Below are 17,176 nucleotides of genomic sequence, written 5' to 3'. Positions count from 1 at the left end.
ATAAAGAGAATCGTCCTCCCTGGAACAAGGTTAACGACCTTGATAGGGCGAAAGAAGTCAGTAATTTATTGTTTATTGATAAATTATGGAAAGCCGGATGCTTGGAAACTTGCTTGTCCGGTTTGGAGGGGGGCTATTTGTAATAGACAACTGAAATATAAATTTAGTTATTAAAACGCACATAATCTATCCCTATTCAGAGATATTGGACAAAACATGAATACTTATGGTGGGGCGCCAAAGAGGCCTAAATATCGTGTCATTTAACCAATGACCAGTGCGATAAACACTGTAAGGCTAAGAACGGTTCTTGAATGGAAACTCTCAAGAATTACAGCAGTTCTTAAAAGCGGGTTGCAACGAAGTAGTTAGTTAAGAAGATACCGCCACCAAATGGTTCTAAGGATAAGCCTGTAATGGCCTAAGAAGATAAGTAGATGTAATATTAAACCTGTCTCGTAAACTACTGAAACCGAGCAGTCCCGAGTCTATCAATATTTGCACCATTTATTGGATAGTTTATCAATTAACAAACCTGGAATCTCACCATTAATAAAATGGTTACTTCACCTAAGGAATCAAGGTTGATATTTAGCGTAACTTGGAGAATCCTAAAGGTCAGTTATTAAATTAACTAATAATGAGTTTAAAGTTATTAGGCCCAAGGATAAAGCGACTTCTTAGTAGTCGGAGGAGTAAAACTTGATCTGGAATGATAAAGAGAATCGTCCTCCCTGGAACAAGGTTAACGACCTTGATAGGGCGAAAGAAGTCAGTAATTTATTGTTTATTGATAAATTATGGAAAGCCGGATGCTGGGAAACTTGCTTGTCCGGTTTGGATGGGGGCTATTTGTAATAGTTAATAGAAAAACAAATCCTATTAATAAAACGCAAATAATCTATCCATATCATTAAAAAAATTAAAAAGAACTAAAATTGGTTTTTATGATGTAAAAAACGCTACTTCAATGAATAAAATCTCTTTATCTAATTTAATGGATATTAAAATTTTATTTAATGATTGTCAAAAAATAATTTTAAACGATTATATAATTAAATTAATTAAAAATGGTGTTTATTTAGATCATAGACAAATTATAACTCAAAAACCTTTTATAGTAATGAATAGTACTAATGAGTGGGTTGCATATTATCAACCTATTCGGTTGGGCGCCAAAGAGGCCTAAATATCGTGTGATTTTACCAATCACCAGTGCGATAAACACTGTAAGGCTAAGAACGGTTCTTGAATGGAAACTCTCAAGAATTACAGCAGTTCTTAAAAGCGGGTTGCGACGAAGTAGTTAGTCAAGAAGATACCGCCACCAAATGGTTCTAAGGATAAGCCTGTAATGGCCTAAGAAGATAAGTAGATGTAATAGTAAAACCTGTTTCGCAAACTACTATAAGCGAGCAATCCAGAGGCTATCAATATATGATATTCGTATTGGATAGTTTATCAATTAACAAACCTGGAATCTCACCATTAACAAAATGGTTACTTCACCTAAGGAATCAAGGTAGATATTTAGCGTAACTTGGAGAATCCTAAAGGTCAGTTATTAAATTAACTAATAATGAGTTTAAAGTCATTAGGCCCAAGGATAAAGCGACTTCTTAGTAGTCGGAGGAGTAAAACTTGATCTGGAATGATAAAGAGAATCGTCCTCCCTGGAACAAGGTTAACGACCTTGATAGGGCGAAAGAAGTCAGTAATTTATTGTTTATTGATAAATTATGGAAAGCCGGATGCTTGGAAACTTGCTTGTCCGGTTTGGAGGGGGGCTATTTGTAATAGTTAATAGAAAAACAAATCCTATTAATAAAACGCAAATAATCTATCCCTATATATCAATATGTACCCAAATATTTTTTTTAATATTGTTCGATTAATGAAAAATTTAATTAATAATTTTAAAATTTTTTAAAAAAAAGAGGTTAAATCCGCTAATCCTGTTAAATTATAATTATATAATTCTTGAGGTTTTCGAAATTTATATTGATAATAAGCTGCAATACCAATCATAGCGGCTTGATCTGTACAAAACTTTAAACTTGGAATCAATAATCTTAAATTAGAGAACTCCTGCAAAAATTTTTTTTGTAAACTTAAATTAGAAGCTACACCTCCTACTAAAATTAAATTTTTAGTAGGAAATTTTTTTAAAGATCTTTTTATTTTAATTAATAAAACTTCGATAATTACTTTTTGAAAAGAAGCGCATATATCATAAATTAATTTATCTGACAAATTAAGACGATTTTTATTAATTAAATTAATAATTTGACTTTTTAATCCTGAAAAACTAAAATCTAGATTATTGTTTTTAACATAAGGCAAAGTGAACTGAAAAACAGCTTCACCTTGAAGAGCAAGTTTTTCTATAATAGGACCACCAGGGTAATTTAAATTTAAATTTTTAGCAATTTTATCATAAACCTCACCGACAGCATCATCTAAAGTAGTCCCTAACTTTCGTATATCAAAGTGATTATTTAAATAAAGCAATTCAGTATGTCCGCCTGAAACAATTAAAGCTAAAGCGGGAAATTCTATTTCATTTTCTATTTGCACAGAATAAATATGACCTATTAAATGATTAACACCTATTAAAGGTTTTTGATGAATATAAGACCAAGTATTGGCAGTATTAACCCCTAATAATAACGATCCTATTAATCCTGGACCTTGAGTTACAGCTACTAAATCTATATCTTGTGATTTAATTTTTGTTTTAATAAAAGCTTGTTCTAAAAGATACGTTATAACCTCTAAATGTTTACGTGAAGCTATTTCAGGAACTACACCGCCATACTTTTGATGATATTTAATTTGTGAAAAAGTTTCATTTGCTAATACTTCTTTTCCGTCTCGAGTAATAGCAATGCTAGTTTCATCACAACTAGTTTCTATAGATAAAATAATCATAATTCAAAAAACCTTTTATATTTTTTATAAACTTTTTTATTTATTAATAAATAATAAAAATAAATGAATCTCATTGTATTTAAAAAAATATACATTTATATTTATATATAAAATTATTTCTTTAATTTACAATGAGAAATTTTATTAATTTTTATTTTAAAAATATATTGATATATTTTAAAAAACCATTTTTTAATCAAATTAATTTTCTTTATAAAGAAAATAATAATATTAATGCAAATTTTAAATAAAAACATTAATATTAAAATAAAAAATTAAAAAACTATTATGGTTTATATATAATGTTTTAATTTTTCCTATAAATTTTAAATTTTTAACCAATAAATAGCGAAATTATTCCTATATTTGAAATTCTTATTTTAAATATCTTGGATTCCTCAAATTTAAGATATTAGCGATCAAAAGCGGTCGAATTTGACCCAATATCTTTAGGTCAAAAAAATTTTCTTTACTAATTAGGGAAGTAAATTACCCTTCATAATTTTTACAACTACGAATAATAAAAAATCGCTTTATACCCAAGAAAAAAACTTTTATTTCTTAAAGTAACTGAATATTTAAATCTCTTTGGTATCCCAACTAAAACAATAATAATTTGGAGATAATTTGTGAAAATTATTAACAATATTTAAATAATTAAATATTTTACACAAAGAAATTTTATAATTTAAAGAACTTAATAAAATATGATTTTGATAATTAACAAGAAAATCCGAAGAATATCTGGATTCTTTTAAAATAATTTTGTTATTTTGAAAGCTAAGAGCATAAAAATAATCTTTATTAATTTTAATTTTGGGAGTCAAAAAATTTTGATCAAAACCACTAGATAACAATAATAAACTACTAATCTTAAATAAAGGAATTTTTAATTCTAAAGCTAATAATTTTGAGGTTAAAACACCTACTTTAGTTCCAGTATAAGAACCAGGCCCACAACCTACTATAATTTTTTGTATATTAAATAAATCTATAGAATTAGTTTTTAAAATATTATTAATTAATGGAATCATACAAGAAACAAAACTTTTAGCTTTAATATTAATATTTATATCTAGAATATTCTGTTCACAAGTTAAAATAACTATTTGCATATCTGTTGAAGTATCTATAATTAAAATATTTTTTTTAAAAAATTTGTCTATTTTTTTTGTCATAATCTTTTTTATTAATGTTCAACATTTTTTTCTTCTATTGTAATTAATCTGTCATCATCTTTTAAAAATTTAATTTCAATTTTAAAATCACATAATTTTTCAATTTCATTATTTAAAAAAACCGATTCTATCAAAAGAATATCTCCTGAACTTAAATATTCTAATACTTCTTCTAATAAAAAAATTAATTTACTATTATTTTCAAAACGAAAAAGATCCATATGAAATAATTTATTATTATTAAAATTATAAATTTTAAATAAGTTAAAACTCGGGCTATTGATTGTTAAAATTTTTAATTCTTGAGCAAAACCTTTTACAAAAATAGTTTTACCTATTCCCATTAAACCTTGAATAAATAAAATATTTTTTTTTCTTTTATATTTATTTGTAAATAAAATTGTTTTAGCTAAAAAAATACCAGCCGATTTAGTTTGTGTTGATTTTGAAGATATTTTATTATAAATAATTTTCATTTTTAATTCCATTTGTAATTTGCAGAAATATATTGTTAAAATTAATTTAAGAATAAGATTTATATTTTTTTAAAAAAATTTCTTTATAAAAATGTATAAATAACTTTTTAAATTTATAATATTATATTTTTTTAAAAAACTTGTATTAATCTCTTTAATAAAATAAAAACTTAATTGATTAAACAGTTATAAAGCTAATTAGTAATTATAGATATTTCATCTATTTTTTGAACATCTTCTTGTTTTTGAACTACTACAACACTAATTAATTTATCATCATCTTTTAATTTAAATAATCTATTCCCTTGAGTATTTTTGGATTTAGTGGTCGAAACTTTATTAGCTTCAATACGAATAACTTGACCTAAATGAGAAATTAAAATTAATTCTTCATTTGGAAAAATAGTTTTTAAAGTTACTAATTTCCCTTTTTTATCAGTAATTTTTAAAGTTTTAACACCTTTACCTCCTCGTTTTTGAGGTTTATAAAAACTTGCTTGAGTTTTTTTTCCATAACCAAATTCTGTTACTACCAAAATATCTTGTTCTGGATGACAAACAACAGCTGCGCCTACAATTTGTTCATTTTGATCCATACGCATACCAATAACTCCGGTGCCTCTACGATTAGTAGTTCTGATAGAATTTTCTTTTAAACGAATAGATTTACCTTCGGAATTAGCTAAAATAATATCTTGATTACCAGAAGTTTTCAATACTGCTAAAACTTCATCATCTTCTTTTAAAGCGAAAGCTATTTTACCATTAGATCTAATATTAGCATATTCTTGAATACGATTTCTTTTAATAAATCCTTTTTTAGTAACTAATACCAAATAATCTTTATTATTAGTAAATTCTGTTACACTTGTCAAAGTAGTTAAAAACTCGCCTTTAGCCATAGGAATTAAATTAACTAAAGGGATACCTTTAGCATGACGCGAATAAGAAGCTATTTCATAACCTTTAATTTGATATACTTTTCCTTTATTAGTAAAAAATAATTGATAATCATGTGTGGAAGTTATAGCGAAATGTTCTACAAAATCATCTTGATTCATAGTAATGCCTATAACACCTCTACCACCTTTATTTTGTTTTTTATAAGTATCCAAACTTAAACGTTTAATATACCCTTTATGAGTGATAGTAATTAAAATTTTTTCTTTTTCAATTAATAATGATTCATCTATATCTAAATTATTATTTTCTGTATTAATGATAGTTCTACGAGGGTCTTGAAAAATTTTTTGTAAATTTAATAAATCTTTTTTTAAAATTTGCTCTTTCAAAGGAATAGAATTAATAATATTTTCGCATTCTGAAATTTTTAATGATAATTCTTTATTTTCCTGTTTAATTTTCTCTATTTCTAAATTAGTAATTTTTTGTAAACTCATTTCTAAAATAACTTTACTCTGCGATTCATCTAATTGATATTTTTTCATTAATTGAATTTGTGCCGATTTAGCATTAGATGAAGATTTAATCAATTCAATTACTTGATCAATATCATTTAAAGCGATAATTAAAGCTTTTACTAAATGTTGTTTTTTAAGAGCTTTAGATAATTCAAATTGTTTTTGACGTTGAATAATATCAATACGAAAATCAAAAAACTCTTTTAACATTTGTCTTAAATTAACTAATTTAGGAACACCTTTTACCAAAGCAATCATGTTAAAATTAAAAGAAACTTGTACTTGAGAATTTTTATATAAATTATTCAGAACTACATGAGGATTAACATCTCTTTTTAAATCAATAACAAGTTTGATACCTTTGCGATTAGATTCATCCCTTAAATCTGTAATTCCGTCTATAATTTTTTCTTTAGCCAATAAAACGATAGATTCAATTAAACTGCTTTTTTTAATTTGAAAAGGTATTTCGGTAATAACAATAGAATTTTTATTTTTATCATTTTGAATTATTTGCGCTTTAGATCTAATAAAAATACGCCCTTTGCCGGTATCATAAATATTTTTTAAATTATCAGAACCTAAAATTTCGCCTCCTGTAGGAAAATCCGGACCTTTTATATACTTCATTAAATCTTGAACTTCTATATCCTTATCATTGATAAAAGCAATCAAAGCATTAATAACTTCTTTAAAATTATGAGGAGGTATATTAGTAGCCATACCTACGGCAATTCCGGTAGAACCATTTACTAGAAGATTAGGGAACAAAGTTGGTAAAACAGTAGGTTCTTTTTCATTACCATCATAAGTATCGATAAAATCAACAGTTTCTTGTTCAATATTACGAATCAATTCTATAGCTATTTTAGACATTCTAGCTTCTGTGTAACGCATAGCTGCTGCTGAATCTCCATCAATAGAGCCAAAATTACCATGTCCTTTGATTAAAGGATAACGATAATTAAAATCCTGTGCCATGCGAACCATAGCTTCATAAATGCTGTTATCTCCGTGAGGATGACAACGGCCCATAACAGCCCCAACTACAGCTGCAGCCTTTTTAAAACGTTCTTGATTAGCCAATCCTAAATCATTCATTATATACAGAATCCGTCTTTGTACAGGTTTCATGCCATCTCTAATATCAGGAAGAGCTCTCCTAACAATAACACTCATAGCATAACTTAAAAAAGATTTTTTTACTTCTTCATTTATATCTACTATTTCCACACGATTAAGTTGAGAGTTCAAAGGATTATATTCTCCATTTAAAGTATCATTTTTTTTTGTTTTTTTTAATATCATATTTTATGCCTTTTTTATTAATAATTTGTTTTTATTGGATTTTATCATTTTAAATAACTAAATAAATTATTATAATTACAAGTTAAATATCTATATCAGCGTAAGTAGCGTTTTCTTGAATAAAATTTTTTCTATTACTAACCTCTTCGCCCATTAACATAGTAAAAATTCTATCAGCCTCTACTGCATCTTCTAATTTCACTTGTAATAAAGTTCTAGTTTCGGGATCCATAGTGGTTTCCCAAAGTTGTTCCGCATTCATCTCTCCCAATCCTTTATATCTTTGGATAACGATGTTTTTAGCATCATGTTTATAATTTATAAAATTTTTTAAATCTTGTTCTGTATAAAAGTAAAAAATTTGTTTATTCTTTTGTACCTTATATAAAGGTGGTTGAGCAAAATAAATATAATTATTTTCAATTAAAGGTCTAAATTGTCTAAACAAAAAAGTTAATAATAAAGTTCTTATATGAGCGCCGTCAACATCAGCATCTGTCATAATAATAATTTTATGATAACGCACTTTGGAAATATTAAATTCCTTATCAAATCCTGTACCAAAAGATTGAATTAAAGAGAGAATTTCGTTATTAACTAAAATTTTATTTAATCGAGCTTTTTCAACATTAATAATTTTACCCCTTAAAGGTAAAATAGCTTGAAAAGCAGAATCTCGTCCTTGTTTAGCAGAACCTCCTGCAGAATCTCCTTCAACAATATATAATTCTGCTAAAGCAGGATCTTTAGTGCGACAATCAGCTAATTTTGAAGCAAAACTTAAGTTATCTAAGGGCGATTTTTTTCTAGTAATTTCACGAGCTTTTTTAGCTGCCAATCTTGCTTTAGCCGCTAATAAACATTTATCGATTATTTTTTTAGCTTCTTGCGGATTTTCTAATAAATAATTTTCCAAAGCAAGGCCGAAATTTTTAGAAACAAATTGTCTCATATCATAATTACCTAATCTAGCTTTGGTTTGGCCCTCGAATAAAGGATCATAATGTTTTAAAGCAATAATAGCTGTAATTCCTTCTAAAGTATCTTCGCCAATAAAACTCAAATCTTTTTTTAATAGATTTTTATCTTTAGCATATTTAGATAAAACCCTGTTCAAAGCCATTTTAAAACCTTCTTCATGAGTTCCGCCTTCGTGCGTATGTATATTATTTACAAAAGAATAAATATTAGAGCTATAATTCTCATTATATTGGAAAGCAATTTCTAAAAAAATATTGTTTTCGCAATTTTCTTGATAAAAAGGTTGGTTTAAAACTTTTTTATTTTCATTTAAATATTGAAGATATTCTTGAATGCCGCCTTTTGAATAAAAATTAATAATTTGAGACGGTTGAAGACGCAAATCTTCTATAATTAATTTAACATTTTTATTTAAAAAAGATAATTGTTGTATTCGTTTTTTTAAAACATCCAAACTATAAGGAGTATCTTTAATATCTTTAAAAATAGTTTCATCAGGTAAAAATGTAATAGTAGTTCCTCTTTTATCAGTGTCACCTATAATTTGTAAAGATGAATTAGGAACACCTTTTTCATATTTTTGATAATATATTTTGCCATTCAAAAAAATTTCAACAGTAAACCAATGAGATAAAGCGTTCACTACAGAAGCACCTACACCATGTTGACCACCCGAATAACTATAATTTTTAGAATTTGGAGTATTTTTAAATTTGCCACCGGCATGCAAGGTAGTTAAAATAGTTTCTACAGCTGATTTTTTAGTTTTAGGATGAATATCTACAGGAATACCTCTACCATCATCAGAAATACTAACTACATTATTAGGGAAAATTTTTAAAATAATTTCTGTAGCATATCCCGCTAAAGCTTCATCTATAGAATTATCTATAATTTCCCAAATTAAATGATATGCTCCTTTCATAGTAACAGAATCAATATACATTCCTGGCTTTTTACGAACAGCTTCTAAACCTTCTAAAATCTCAATACTAGAAGCACTATATTCATTTATATTTTCTTTATTTTTTTTATCATTGTTGCTCATTTTATGAAATTTAATTTTCTCCCTTATAATCGATAATACTTTAATCAAATGAAACAATATATAAATTCAAAATGTTTATTTTTTATTTGTTCTTAATTTCATAATTTAGACATTTTATTAATAATCCATAATTAAGTTTGTATAAAACCAACCAATCTAACGAATAATCCTTTCGAAAACAATATATAAAACAAAACCAAAATTCACAAAAATAATAATAAATAAAAAATAAATAATAAATTATTTTATTAATTTTAATATTTGAATTTTTTAAATTAAAAAAATGTGTTAATAATTATAACACATAACGAATAAAAAACTTATTAAAGCAAATATAACTTATTTCTGTCAACTTTACAACTCTGAAAAAATATTTTTTAAAATTTTTTTAAAAATTTAAATTTTATAGATTTATATTAAATAAAATATAATTGTGAAATGCATTTTTAAAATTTATATCCAAACTTAATAATAATAAAATACATAATTTTTTTAAAACCCAATTTTAATTTTCGATACATATTCATATTTTTATCAAAAGATCCTAAAATATTGAAACATTATTGGAAAAATGTTAAAATATTTATATAAAATTTATGATTTTTTTTAATAAAAGAACATATAATTTTTGCATTTTATTTAAATAATTGAGGGAGCGAAAATGCTTAAACAAATCCAATTAAAATTAATTATATTTTTTTTGCTAAATCTTTTAATAGTTAATTTTTACGGTTTATGTATAAATAAACAAGGTAATTTATCTCATTCCAAATTAAGTAATGTTAAAGCAGCTTTTTTTGGTATTGATTGGTCCTTTTTTTCTCAAGCCAAAGCAAAAAAAACAAAATATCAAGAAGTAATAACAGAACAAAGTATACAAGCAAAAATAAGTGAATACGGAAAACATATTGAAAACCTCATTAACATAAGTAATAAAGATGTTTATAACCCGGATACAAGCGACTTATTAATGATTCGAATCAAATTCCAAAGCATTCAAGAGAATATGAAAGAGTTCGAAAATAAAAAGGCAAAATGTATTTTAACAAAAGATGGTTATGTCACTAATTTAAACATTATAAATGTAGACTTAAATAATCTTCAGGCAAGAATAGCAAAAATACAATTCAAAGAAAATTCAAATAATCCAGAAAACTCCAATAATCAACGAAAGGTATTTGTTATAAATAGTAGAAATAAATAAAATAAATTAATAAAATTAATAGATATTATCAAAATAAAGTTAACTCAATCCACATTATTATCGTAAAATAAAAATAATATTTTATATTGCAAAATTATTTTAATTAAATTAAAAAATTTTTTGATTAATTTAATTTTGATATTATCAAATAATAAAGTTTTCAATAAATTACTTCTTTATTTTTGCATAATAAAAATTAAATTTGAGATAACATTGTAAAAAACAATGATTATACAGAAGGTTGTGTCAATAATTTGATAATAAATATGATGATAAATATTAAAGAATGGTTAAATCGATTTCCTTTTGAAAATTATTGGTGGATATATTTCTTAAGTATTTTTATGTTTTCGGAAATTATTAAGATAGTATTAAGAAAAGTTTTAACTTTTATATATCGCATTTTATTATTAAATTTTAATTTTATTTTTAATATCCAAGAATACAAAAATAAAGATAATCAAAATCCAGAATTAAACAAAAAGATAGAAGTTCCTAAATTTTCTATAAAAAATCAATTACCAAATGAATTATATCAAGATAAAAATTTAACGTTAATAGAATTGAAAATGTTAGAAATTAATCAAAAAGAAAACGAAAACAAACATAAAGAACAAGCTTTTCGTCTTGAATTAAATCAATATAAAATGGAAACTAAAATAGAATTACAACAACAAAAAAATTATTTCGAACAAGAAATGCTTAAACAACAGATAAAAAATTTAGAAACAGAATTATTAAAAATTAATGCAGAATCAAAAATTTATCATGAAAATGCATCAATAAAAAAAGATTTAACAAATAATAATTTAGGAAATAATAAAGATTTATCTCAAAATGTATTAGAAAATATAGATTTAACATTTATCGATGAAGCACTTAAAAAACAAATACCAGAAAGTTTAAAAAAAATTTTCGATAAAATGGAAAATTTTGCTGAAATACAATTGTTTATGTTAAATAATATGCCTATAGAAAATTATAATAACTTTTCCAATGTATCCCATTCTTATTATGACTCCAAAAATAAAGCTTTATACATAGATCCCAAAGATTTAATATTTGTTAAATCGTTATTAATAGAAAAACAAAAACAATTTAAACAAATAAAACAATAATTTTAAATTTATTTTTATTTTCATTAACATTGAATATATTTTTTTATTATAATCATGTATAATATGTAATGTTATTAAATTATTTTATATTTCGAATAAAAAATTTAATAATATTTTGTGGCGGTTGTGGCGAAATGGTTAACGCATCGGCTTGTGGCGCCGACACTCGTGGGTTCGATCCCCATCATCCGCCCCAAATTTAATGAAATCAAAATTAATCAAATTAATTTTATTTTTTTTATATCGAAGGCCCATAGCCAAGTGGTAAGGCAACGGACTTTGACTCCGTCATTCGTTGGTTCAAATCCAGCTGGGCCTGCCATAATTTTTATTTTTAATAAAAATTATTAAATTTGTTAATTTTGTTTAAAAAAAATAAATTTGTCATATTGCGGGTGTGGCGAAATTGGTAAACGCACTAGACTTAGGAGGGCGCTAGTTCGAGCATAAATTAAAGAGGTTTTTTTAGGCCCCTCACTTTTATGGTAATAAAAGTACTTCAATGAATTAACCTGAATTCGAAAGAATGCAAGGGAAAATAGCATATTCATAAAATGTTTAGTATAAAAATAAAATCGTTAACTTTTAATATTTATTAAAAATTAAACTAAACATAAGAAGAAGATAAAATAAGGTTGAATATATAATTAAATGAAGAGCAAAGAATGGTGGCTTCTAGTTCTAAAGCTTTAGGGAAGGTTAAACGATATATTCCAAAATACCTAAATAGATAATGAAATAATTACTAAAAAGATCCTAAAGTAATTATAATTACCAATAAAGAATAAAATATTTATTCAATTATCTACACCAAGGTAAATTTAATTATTTTTACCTATTATAAGACTCCAACCGCTATTTATCATTAAGCCGAGAATTTATAGCTACCTAGGAAAACCTAAAATTAATTAATCAAGGTTGCAGAGCTGACATAGTAGTCGGAGGGTTTTGTCCTCTCAGGGAAAATAGGAAAACTATTTACAAGGCGAAGGGAAGCAGAAAGATTAAAAAATAATAAAAATATTTTTTTGTTTTTTTATAAAACAATTTATAAATGCGCAATATAAATTAAATAAAAAAATATATTTTTTGAATCTAAACAAATAAAACAATTTTATTATGTTGAATTCGGAAAGCCGGATGCGTGGAAACATGCCTGTCCGGTTTGGATGGGGGCTAACCAAATATAATAAAGGTTTTCTATCCATATTCTAGCGCTTTAGCTTGCAGGTTCGAGTCCTGTCACCCGTACCAAATATTTTATTTAGGGATATGATGTTAATGGTAGCATAATGGTCTCCAAAACCATGAGTTCGGGTTCGAATCCTGATATCCCTGCCAAATTAAATATCAAAATATTGAAAAAAAATTTAACTTAAATAACATTTACTATTGTTAAATAAAAAAGAAGGCTTTATATAGCCTTCTTTTTTTTAATTATTTAGTTATTTTGATTTTTTTGAAATCTTGAGAAATTTATTTAAATTAAAAACTCATATTTTTGACAAAATCAAAAAATAAAATCTTCATCTTTTAAACTTTCGGTTTTCATTTTTTGATAACCATTACCTTTCATAGAAAAATAATCCATTGTTTTAGTTTCTGTATTTAATCCATTTAAAATAACAGGATTAATTTCTTCATAAGGAAAGAATTGTTCAAATCCTAAATTTAATAAAGCTTTATTAGCGTTATAACGTACAAATTTATTAACATCATCTATTAAAGTTTTTTCTTGATAAATTTCTGAAGTTAATAATTTTTGTTCTTGATATAATTGAAATAAAAAATTTTTCAACCAATTATATAAACTGTTTTTTTGTTCTATGTTAAAAGTAGAATATAAATGTTTAGCTAATCTGCCAGTATAAACTCCATGAACACTTTCATCACGAATAATTAAATTAATTATCTCTCCAGCTTGCATTAATTTACCTTGTCCATAAAAATACAAAGGATAATAAAAACCACTATAAAATAACCAAGTCTCTAAAAAGACTGAAGCTACCATAGCTTTCCATTTTATTTGGCAAAATTCATAACTATTATAATAAACAAAATTATTTTTATTAATAACTATTTTTTGATCTAGCATTTCATAAACATTAATAATTAAATTTAAAATATTCTGTAAATTTTTTTGTTTTATACCCCAAGAAAATAATTCATCAATTTCATTTTTATTCAAAAAAGTCATGAAAATATTAGAATAACTTTTGGCATGAACAGCATTTTCCATAGCTCCCATAAAACTAAGAGTAGCTTTTTTTTGATGCTCTTCAGGTAAACAAGCTCTAACTAAAACAGGCATGCCGATATCTCCTTGATAAGTATCTAAAAAAGTTAAAACTAACAAATTACGAGAATAAGTTTGTTGTTCTTCGGGAGATAAAGTGTTCCAAATATGCAAATCACTTTGTAAACTAATATCTTCTGGACGCCAAAATTGACTTAAATTTTGTTCATAAAAATGATGTGTAAATTCATCCTCTAAATTATTCCAATTAGCACCTTGATAAGTTATTTTTTTTAAATCCATATATTAAATTCATTCCTATCTTTTTTAAAAATTATTAAAATTTAAAAAAATTCAAAGCAAATCTAATTGCTTTTTATAATTATATAATTCTAAAAATTTAAACATTATTTATAAATTATTTTTAATTAATATCGATATCCTTCAAAATAATCGTTTATAAGTATAAGTTGTAGAAACAGATTAGTTTATTAACTCTAATTAGCTTCTTAGATCATTTCCGGATTATCCTTAGAACCATTCGGTGGAGACATCATTTTGATTAAATACTTCGTCGCAACTCGCTTTTAATAACTGCTATAATTCTTGAGAGTTTCCTTTTAAGAACCATTCTTAGCCTTACAGGGTTTTATCGCACTGGTGATTGGTAAAATCACACGATATTTAGACCTCTTTGGTATCCGCATTCAAATTATAATATTGACGAATAGATAATTCTAATTTATTTGCAATATCTGAATTTTTCATCAAAAATTCTCGAGCTTTTTCTCTACCTTGACCAATTTGTTTTTCATTATAACTATACCACATACCATTTTTTTTGATTAAATTTAAACTTACTGCTAAATCTAAAATTTCACTAATTTTAGAAATTCCTTTACCATATAAAATATCAAAACTTACAGTTTTATAAGGGGGACAAACTTTAGATTTAACAATACGAACATTAGTTTTTACTCCAATAACCTGATCATTATCTTTAATTAATTCTGAGGTTTTTCGAACATCTAACCTAACAGATGTGAAAAATTTTAAACCTTTTCCCCCGGGAGTGATTTCATTATTACCAAAAGTAATTCCTACTTTTTCTCTTAACTGATTAATATAAATCAAAATAGAATTTGATTTAGAAACAATATAACTTTGTTTTCTTAAAGCTTGATTCATCATTCGAGCATGTATACCTACATAAGAATCACCAACTTCACCGTTTAATTCTGCCAAAGGAGCCAAAGCAGCTACAGAATCTACTACTACCAAATCAACAACATTTTTTTGTATCAAAAAATTAGCAATATTTAAAGCATTTTCTCCGGAATCAGGTTGTGATATTAACATGTTATCTACATCTACTCCTATATTTTTTGCATAATTAATATCTAAAGAATTCTCAGCATCTATAAAAGCAACAAGACCTCCAGATTTTTGAGCTTCTGCTATCACATGCAAAGCTAAAGTAGTTTTACCAGCACTTTCAGGTCCGAAAATCTCTATAATCCTACCTTTCGGTAAACCCCCAATAGACAAAGCTATATCCAATCCTAAAGAACCAGTTGAAATAGATTCTATAGGTTCTACTTTATCGGAATTCATCTTCATAATGCTGCCTTTTCCGAACAGTTTTTCTATTTCGCTAATAGTTTCTGTTAAAGGAGGTTTTTTAAATATTTCTTTACTCATTTATTAAACACCTCTTATATAATTTTACTAAAATTAATCATAATTATAAAAAAGATAAAATTTATAATAATTTAAAAATAAATTAATTTAAAATTTTTTAAAATATAATCTATACCAGAAGTAATAATGATAAAAATATTTAATACTAAAATAATATTAATAATAAAATACATTTTTAGATTATATTCTGGAAATAATTGATACAAAATATGTTCTAATTGAGCAGATAAAAGCATTATAATAATAGAAATAAAATTTAAAAAAGTTTTTAATTTACCGCCAAAAGAAGAAGTAATAATATGTTTTTTTTCAAAAGCTAATAGTCGAATTCCCATAACAATAAAATCTCTTATAATAGTAACTATCAAAAAACTAACAACATAATTAACAATTTTTTCATTATCTTGATGTAATAAATGATTATTTTGGCATAAAATAAGTAAATAAAATGAAGAAATAATAACCAATAATTTATCAGCTATAGGATCAAAAAATTTACCAAAAATAGTTGTTTGACAAAATTTTCTTGCAATAAACCCATCTAAATAATCAGTTATAGACGCTATTATAAAAATAATATTAAAATAATTTTTAAAAATTTCTATTTCATGTTTTAATAATTTTAAATATAAAAAAGGTAACATACAAAAAACTAAAAAAATACGAAATATTGTTAATAAATTAGCTGTTTTTTTAATTATATTTTTCATATTCTAATCATCTTTCTGAGGAGACAAAATAAATAATTCAAAAATAAAAATTTTCATAATTAATTATATTTTATATCTTGAACTATTTATCTCCAATGAATAGTAAATTTATCGTAATATTAGTTATTTTTTTATGTTATTTACAAAAAACACAAGAAACATAGTTATTTCTCCTTTTTTTAATATAATTAAAAATTAAAAATTTCATTTTTATTACAAATTAAATTATAATTGCATATTTTTTCATAGTTTTGTTTAAAATACTTTATCAAAAATATTGCAAATTTTTTATTAAATACAAAGCAATATTCTAATTTATATTTTTATGCACAAAACTTTTAATTTTTGATTACTAAAATTAAAAAACATTTTATTTTTACATTTTTATGAATTATAACATAGATATCATATAAATAAATTATTTGAGTTTTAATCTCAGAATTTGTCTTTCTGACATTTAGTAAAAACGCCTTTTCCTCTAAATTAGAAGAACAATTTTTAAAATATCCGAATTTCAATAATTTACCTTCTCTCGAAGAATGAACTTGGCATTACCACTTGTTAATTTTTTATTTTTATTATTCTATATTTCTTGCATTAATTAAATATCTTGTTAATATGTTGATTCGTTCTTTTTTAAATGAGAATTCCTAAATAATAAAAGGATTTCTATCTATAACTCTATACCAAATTCGTATCACTTAGGATTTGATTAATTTTTAATGAGGAAGAATTTGGTTTATTTATTAGACATAATTCGCATCTATCCACTATTAATCTTATTTTATTAACAAAAAATCATAGTTAATAATTTGAGAATATTTTGAAATATTAATTGTTTTAATATACTAAATTCCTTGAGAT

Annotated in this window: 13 protein-coding genes and 3 tRNA genes; 8 read left to right on the top strand and 8 right to left on the bottom strand. The window is 24.6% G+C overall.

Annotated elements, in window-relative coordinates:
• Nucleotides 1-970: 970 nt before the first annotated feature.
• From OC705_RS01435 to OC705_RS01425, 3 genes are all read left to right on the top strand, one after another.
• Nucleotides 971-1,189, top strand: coding sequence for a hypothetical protein (locus OC705_RS01435; RefSeq protein ID WP_304512707.1), 219 nt, complete (start codon nt 971-973; stop codon nt 1,187-1,189).
• The gene (locus tag OC705_RS01430; protein WP_304514030.1) at nt 1,146-1,310 is read left to right on the top strand and encodes a hypothetical protein; all 165 of its coding nucleotides are present in this window, start codon (nt 1,146-1,148) and stop codon (nt 1,308-1,310) included. Before OC705_RS01435 ends, OC705_RS01430 begins: the two co-directional genes overlap by 44 nt.
• Before the next feature lie 429 nt (nt 1,311-1,739).
• On the top strand, nt 1,740-1,895 hold the full coding sequence (locus OC705_RS01425; RefSeq protein ID WP_304514029.1) for a hypothetical protein: 156 nt from the start codon (nt 1,740-1,742) through the stop codon (nt 1,893-1,895).
• Nucleotides 1,896-1,926: 31 nt separating this feature from the next.
• Here OC705_RS01425 and tsaD read toward each other — a convergent pair whose 3' ends face one another.
• From tsaD to gyrB, 5 genes are all read right to left on the bottom strand, one after another.
• The gene (tsaD, locus tag OC705_RS01420; protein ID WP_304512569.1) at nt 1,927-2,931 is read right to left on the bottom strand and encodes a tRNA (adenosine(37)-N6)-threonylcarbamoyltransferase complex transferase subunit TsaD; all 1,005 of its coding nucleotides are present in this window, start codon (nt 2,929-2,931) and stop codon (nt 1,927-1,929) included.
• Between the two features lie 578 nt (nt 2,932-3,509).
• On the bottom strand, nt 3,510-4,109 hold the full coding sequence (tsaB, locus tag OC705_RS01415; protein WP_304512568.1) for a tRNA (adenosine(37)-N6)-threonylcarbamoyltransferase complex dimerization subunit type 1 TsaB: 600 nt from the start codon (nt 4,107-4,109) through the stop codon (nt 3,510-3,512).
• A gap of 11 nt (nt 4,110-4,120) precedes the next feature.
• On the bottom strand, nt 4,121-4,585 hold the full coding sequence (gene tsaE, locus OC705_RS01410) for a tRNA (adenosine(37)-N6)-threonylcarbamoyltransferase complex ATPase subunit type 1 TsaE (RefSeq protein ID WP_304512566.1): 465 nt from the start codon (nt 4,583-4,585) through the stop codon (nt 4,121-4,123).
• Nucleotides 4,586-4,779: 194 nt separating this feature from the next.
• A complete protein-coding gene (gene gyrA / locus OC705_RS01405) occupies nt 4,780-7,314 on the bottom strand; it encodes a DNA gyrase subunit A (RefSeq protein WP_304512565.1) in 2,535 nt (844 codons plus the stop codon).
• 82 nt (nt 7,315-7,396) lie between these two features.
• The gene (gene gyrB, locus OC705_RS01400) at nt 7,397-9,343 is read right to left on the bottom strand and encodes a DNA topoisomerase (ATP-hydrolyzing) subunit B (protein ID WP_304512564.1); all 1,947 of its coding nucleotides are present in this window, start codon (nt 9,341-9,343) and stop codon (nt 7,397-7,399) included.
• Nucleotides 9,344-10,004: 661 nt separating this feature from the next.
• Between gyrB and OC705_RS01395 the strand changes: the two genes are divergently transcribed.
• The 5 genes from OC705_RS01395 to OC705_RS01375 all read left to right on the top strand — a co-directional run bounded on the left by OC705_RS01395 (nt 10,005) and on the right by OC705_RS01375 (nt 13,006).
• Nucleotides 10,005-10,547 carry a hypothetical protein gene (locus tag OC705_RS01395; protein WP_304512563.1) on the top strand — a complete coding sequence of 181 codons (543 nt, stop codon included), beginning with the start codon at nt 10,005-10,007 and terminating at the stop codon, nt 10,545-10,547.
• A 254-nt stretch (nt 10,548-10,801) separates the two neighbouring features.
• The gene (locus tag OC705_RS01390) at nt 10,802-11,665 is read left to right on the top strand and encodes a hypothetical protein (protein WP_304512561.1); all 864 of its coding nucleotides are present in this window, start codon (nt 10,802-10,804) and stop codon (nt 11,663-11,665) included.
• A 120-nt stretch (nt 11,666-11,785) separates the two neighbouring features.
• Nucleotides 11,786-11,861: transfer RNA gene (locus OC705_RS01385), tRNA-His, on the top strand.
• Between the two features lie 51 nt (nt 11,862-11,912).
• Nucleotides 11,913-11,987 (top strand) — tRNA-Gln (locus OC705_RS01380).
• A 944-nt stretch (nt 11,988-12,931) separates the two neighbouring features.
• Nucleotides 12,932-13,006, top strand: a tRNA-Trp gene (locus tag OC705_RS01375).
• A 169-nt stretch (nt 13,007-13,175) separates the two neighbouring features.
• Here the strand turns inward: OC705_RS01375 and nrdF are convergent.
• The 3 genes from nrdF to pgsA all read right to left on the bottom strand — a co-directional run bounded on the left by nrdF (nt 13,176) and on the right by pgsA (nt 16,312).
• A complete protein-coding gene (gene nrdF / locus OC705_RS01370; RefSeq protein WP_304512560.1) occupies nt 13,176-14,204 on the bottom strand; it encodes a class 1b ribonucleoside-diphosphate reductase subunit beta in 1,029 nt (342 codons plus the stop codon).
• A 381-nt stretch (nt 14,205-14,585) separates the two neighbouring features.
• The gene (gene recA / locus OC705_RS01365; RefSeq protein ID WP_304512558.1) at nt 14,586-15,602 is read right to left on the bottom strand and encodes a recombinase RecA; all 1,017 of its coding nucleotides are present in this window, start codon (nt 15,600-15,602) and stop codon (nt 14,586-14,588) included.
• A 71-nt stretch (nt 15,603-15,673) separates the two neighbouring features.
• Nucleotides 15,674-16,312 carry a CDP-diacylglycerol--glycerol-3-phosphate 3-phosphatidyltransferase gene (gene pgsA, locus OC705_RS01360; protein ID WP_304512557.1) on the bottom strand — a complete coding sequence of 213 codons (639 nt, stop codon included), beginning with the start codon at nt 16,310-16,312 and terminating at the stop codon, nt 15,674-15,676.
• Nucleotides 16,313-17,176: the final 864 nt, after the last annotated feature.

Origin of the sequence: Candidatus Phytoplasma fabacearum, assembly GCF_030586805.1 — a bacterium.
Taxonomy (GTDB): Bacteria; Bacillota_I; Bacilli_A; order Acholeplasmatales; family Acholeplasmataceae; genus Phytoplasma; species Phytoplasma fabacearum.
Note: the sequence above shows the minus strand (reverse complement) of the source record. Positions and strands in the feature narration are given on the sequence as shown.

Bases quoted from the DNA above. Each gene is read 5' to 3' on its own strand.
- nrdF (WP_304512560.1), bottom strand. From the start codon at position 14,204: ATGGATTTAAAAAAAATAACTTATCAAGGTGCTAATTGGAATAATTTA.
- OC705_RS01435 (WP_304512707.1), top strand. From the start codon at position 971: ATGAATAAAATCTCTTTATCTAATTTAATGGATATTAAAATTTTATTT.
- OC705_RS01395 (WP_304512563.1), top strand. From the start codon at position 10,005: ATGCTTAAACAAATCCAATTAAAATTAATTATATTTTTTTTGCTAAAT.
- tsaE (WP_304512566.1), bottom strand. From the start codon at position 4,585: ATGAAAATTATTTATAATAAAATATCTTCAAAATCAACACAAACTAAA.
- pgsA (WP_304512557.1), bottom strand. From the start codon at position 16,312: ATGAAAAATATAATTAAAAAAACAGCTAATTTATTAACAATATTTCGT.
- OC705_RS01425 (WP_304514029.1), top strand. From the start codon at position 1,740: ATGGAAAGCCGGATGCTTGGAAACTTGCTTGTCCGGTTTGGAGGGGGG.
- gyrA (WP_304512565.1), bottom strand. From the start codon at position 7,314: ATGATATTAAAAAAAACAAAAAAAAATGATACTTTAAATGGAGAATAT.
- tsaD (WP_304512569.1), bottom strand. From the start codon at position 2,931: ATGATTATTTTATCTATAGAAACTAGTTGTGATGAAACTAGCATTGCT.
- tsaB (WP_304512568.1), bottom strand. From the start codon at position 4,109: ATGACAAAAAAAATAGACAAATTTTTTAAAAAAAATATTTTAATTATA.
- recA (WP_304512558.1), bottom strand. From the start codon at position 15,602: ATGAGTAAAGAAATATTTAAAAAACCTCCTTTAACAGAAACTATTAGC.
- gyrB (WP_304512564.1), bottom strand. From the start codon at position 9,343: ATGAGCAACAATGATAAAAAAAATAAAGAAAATATAAATGAATATAGT.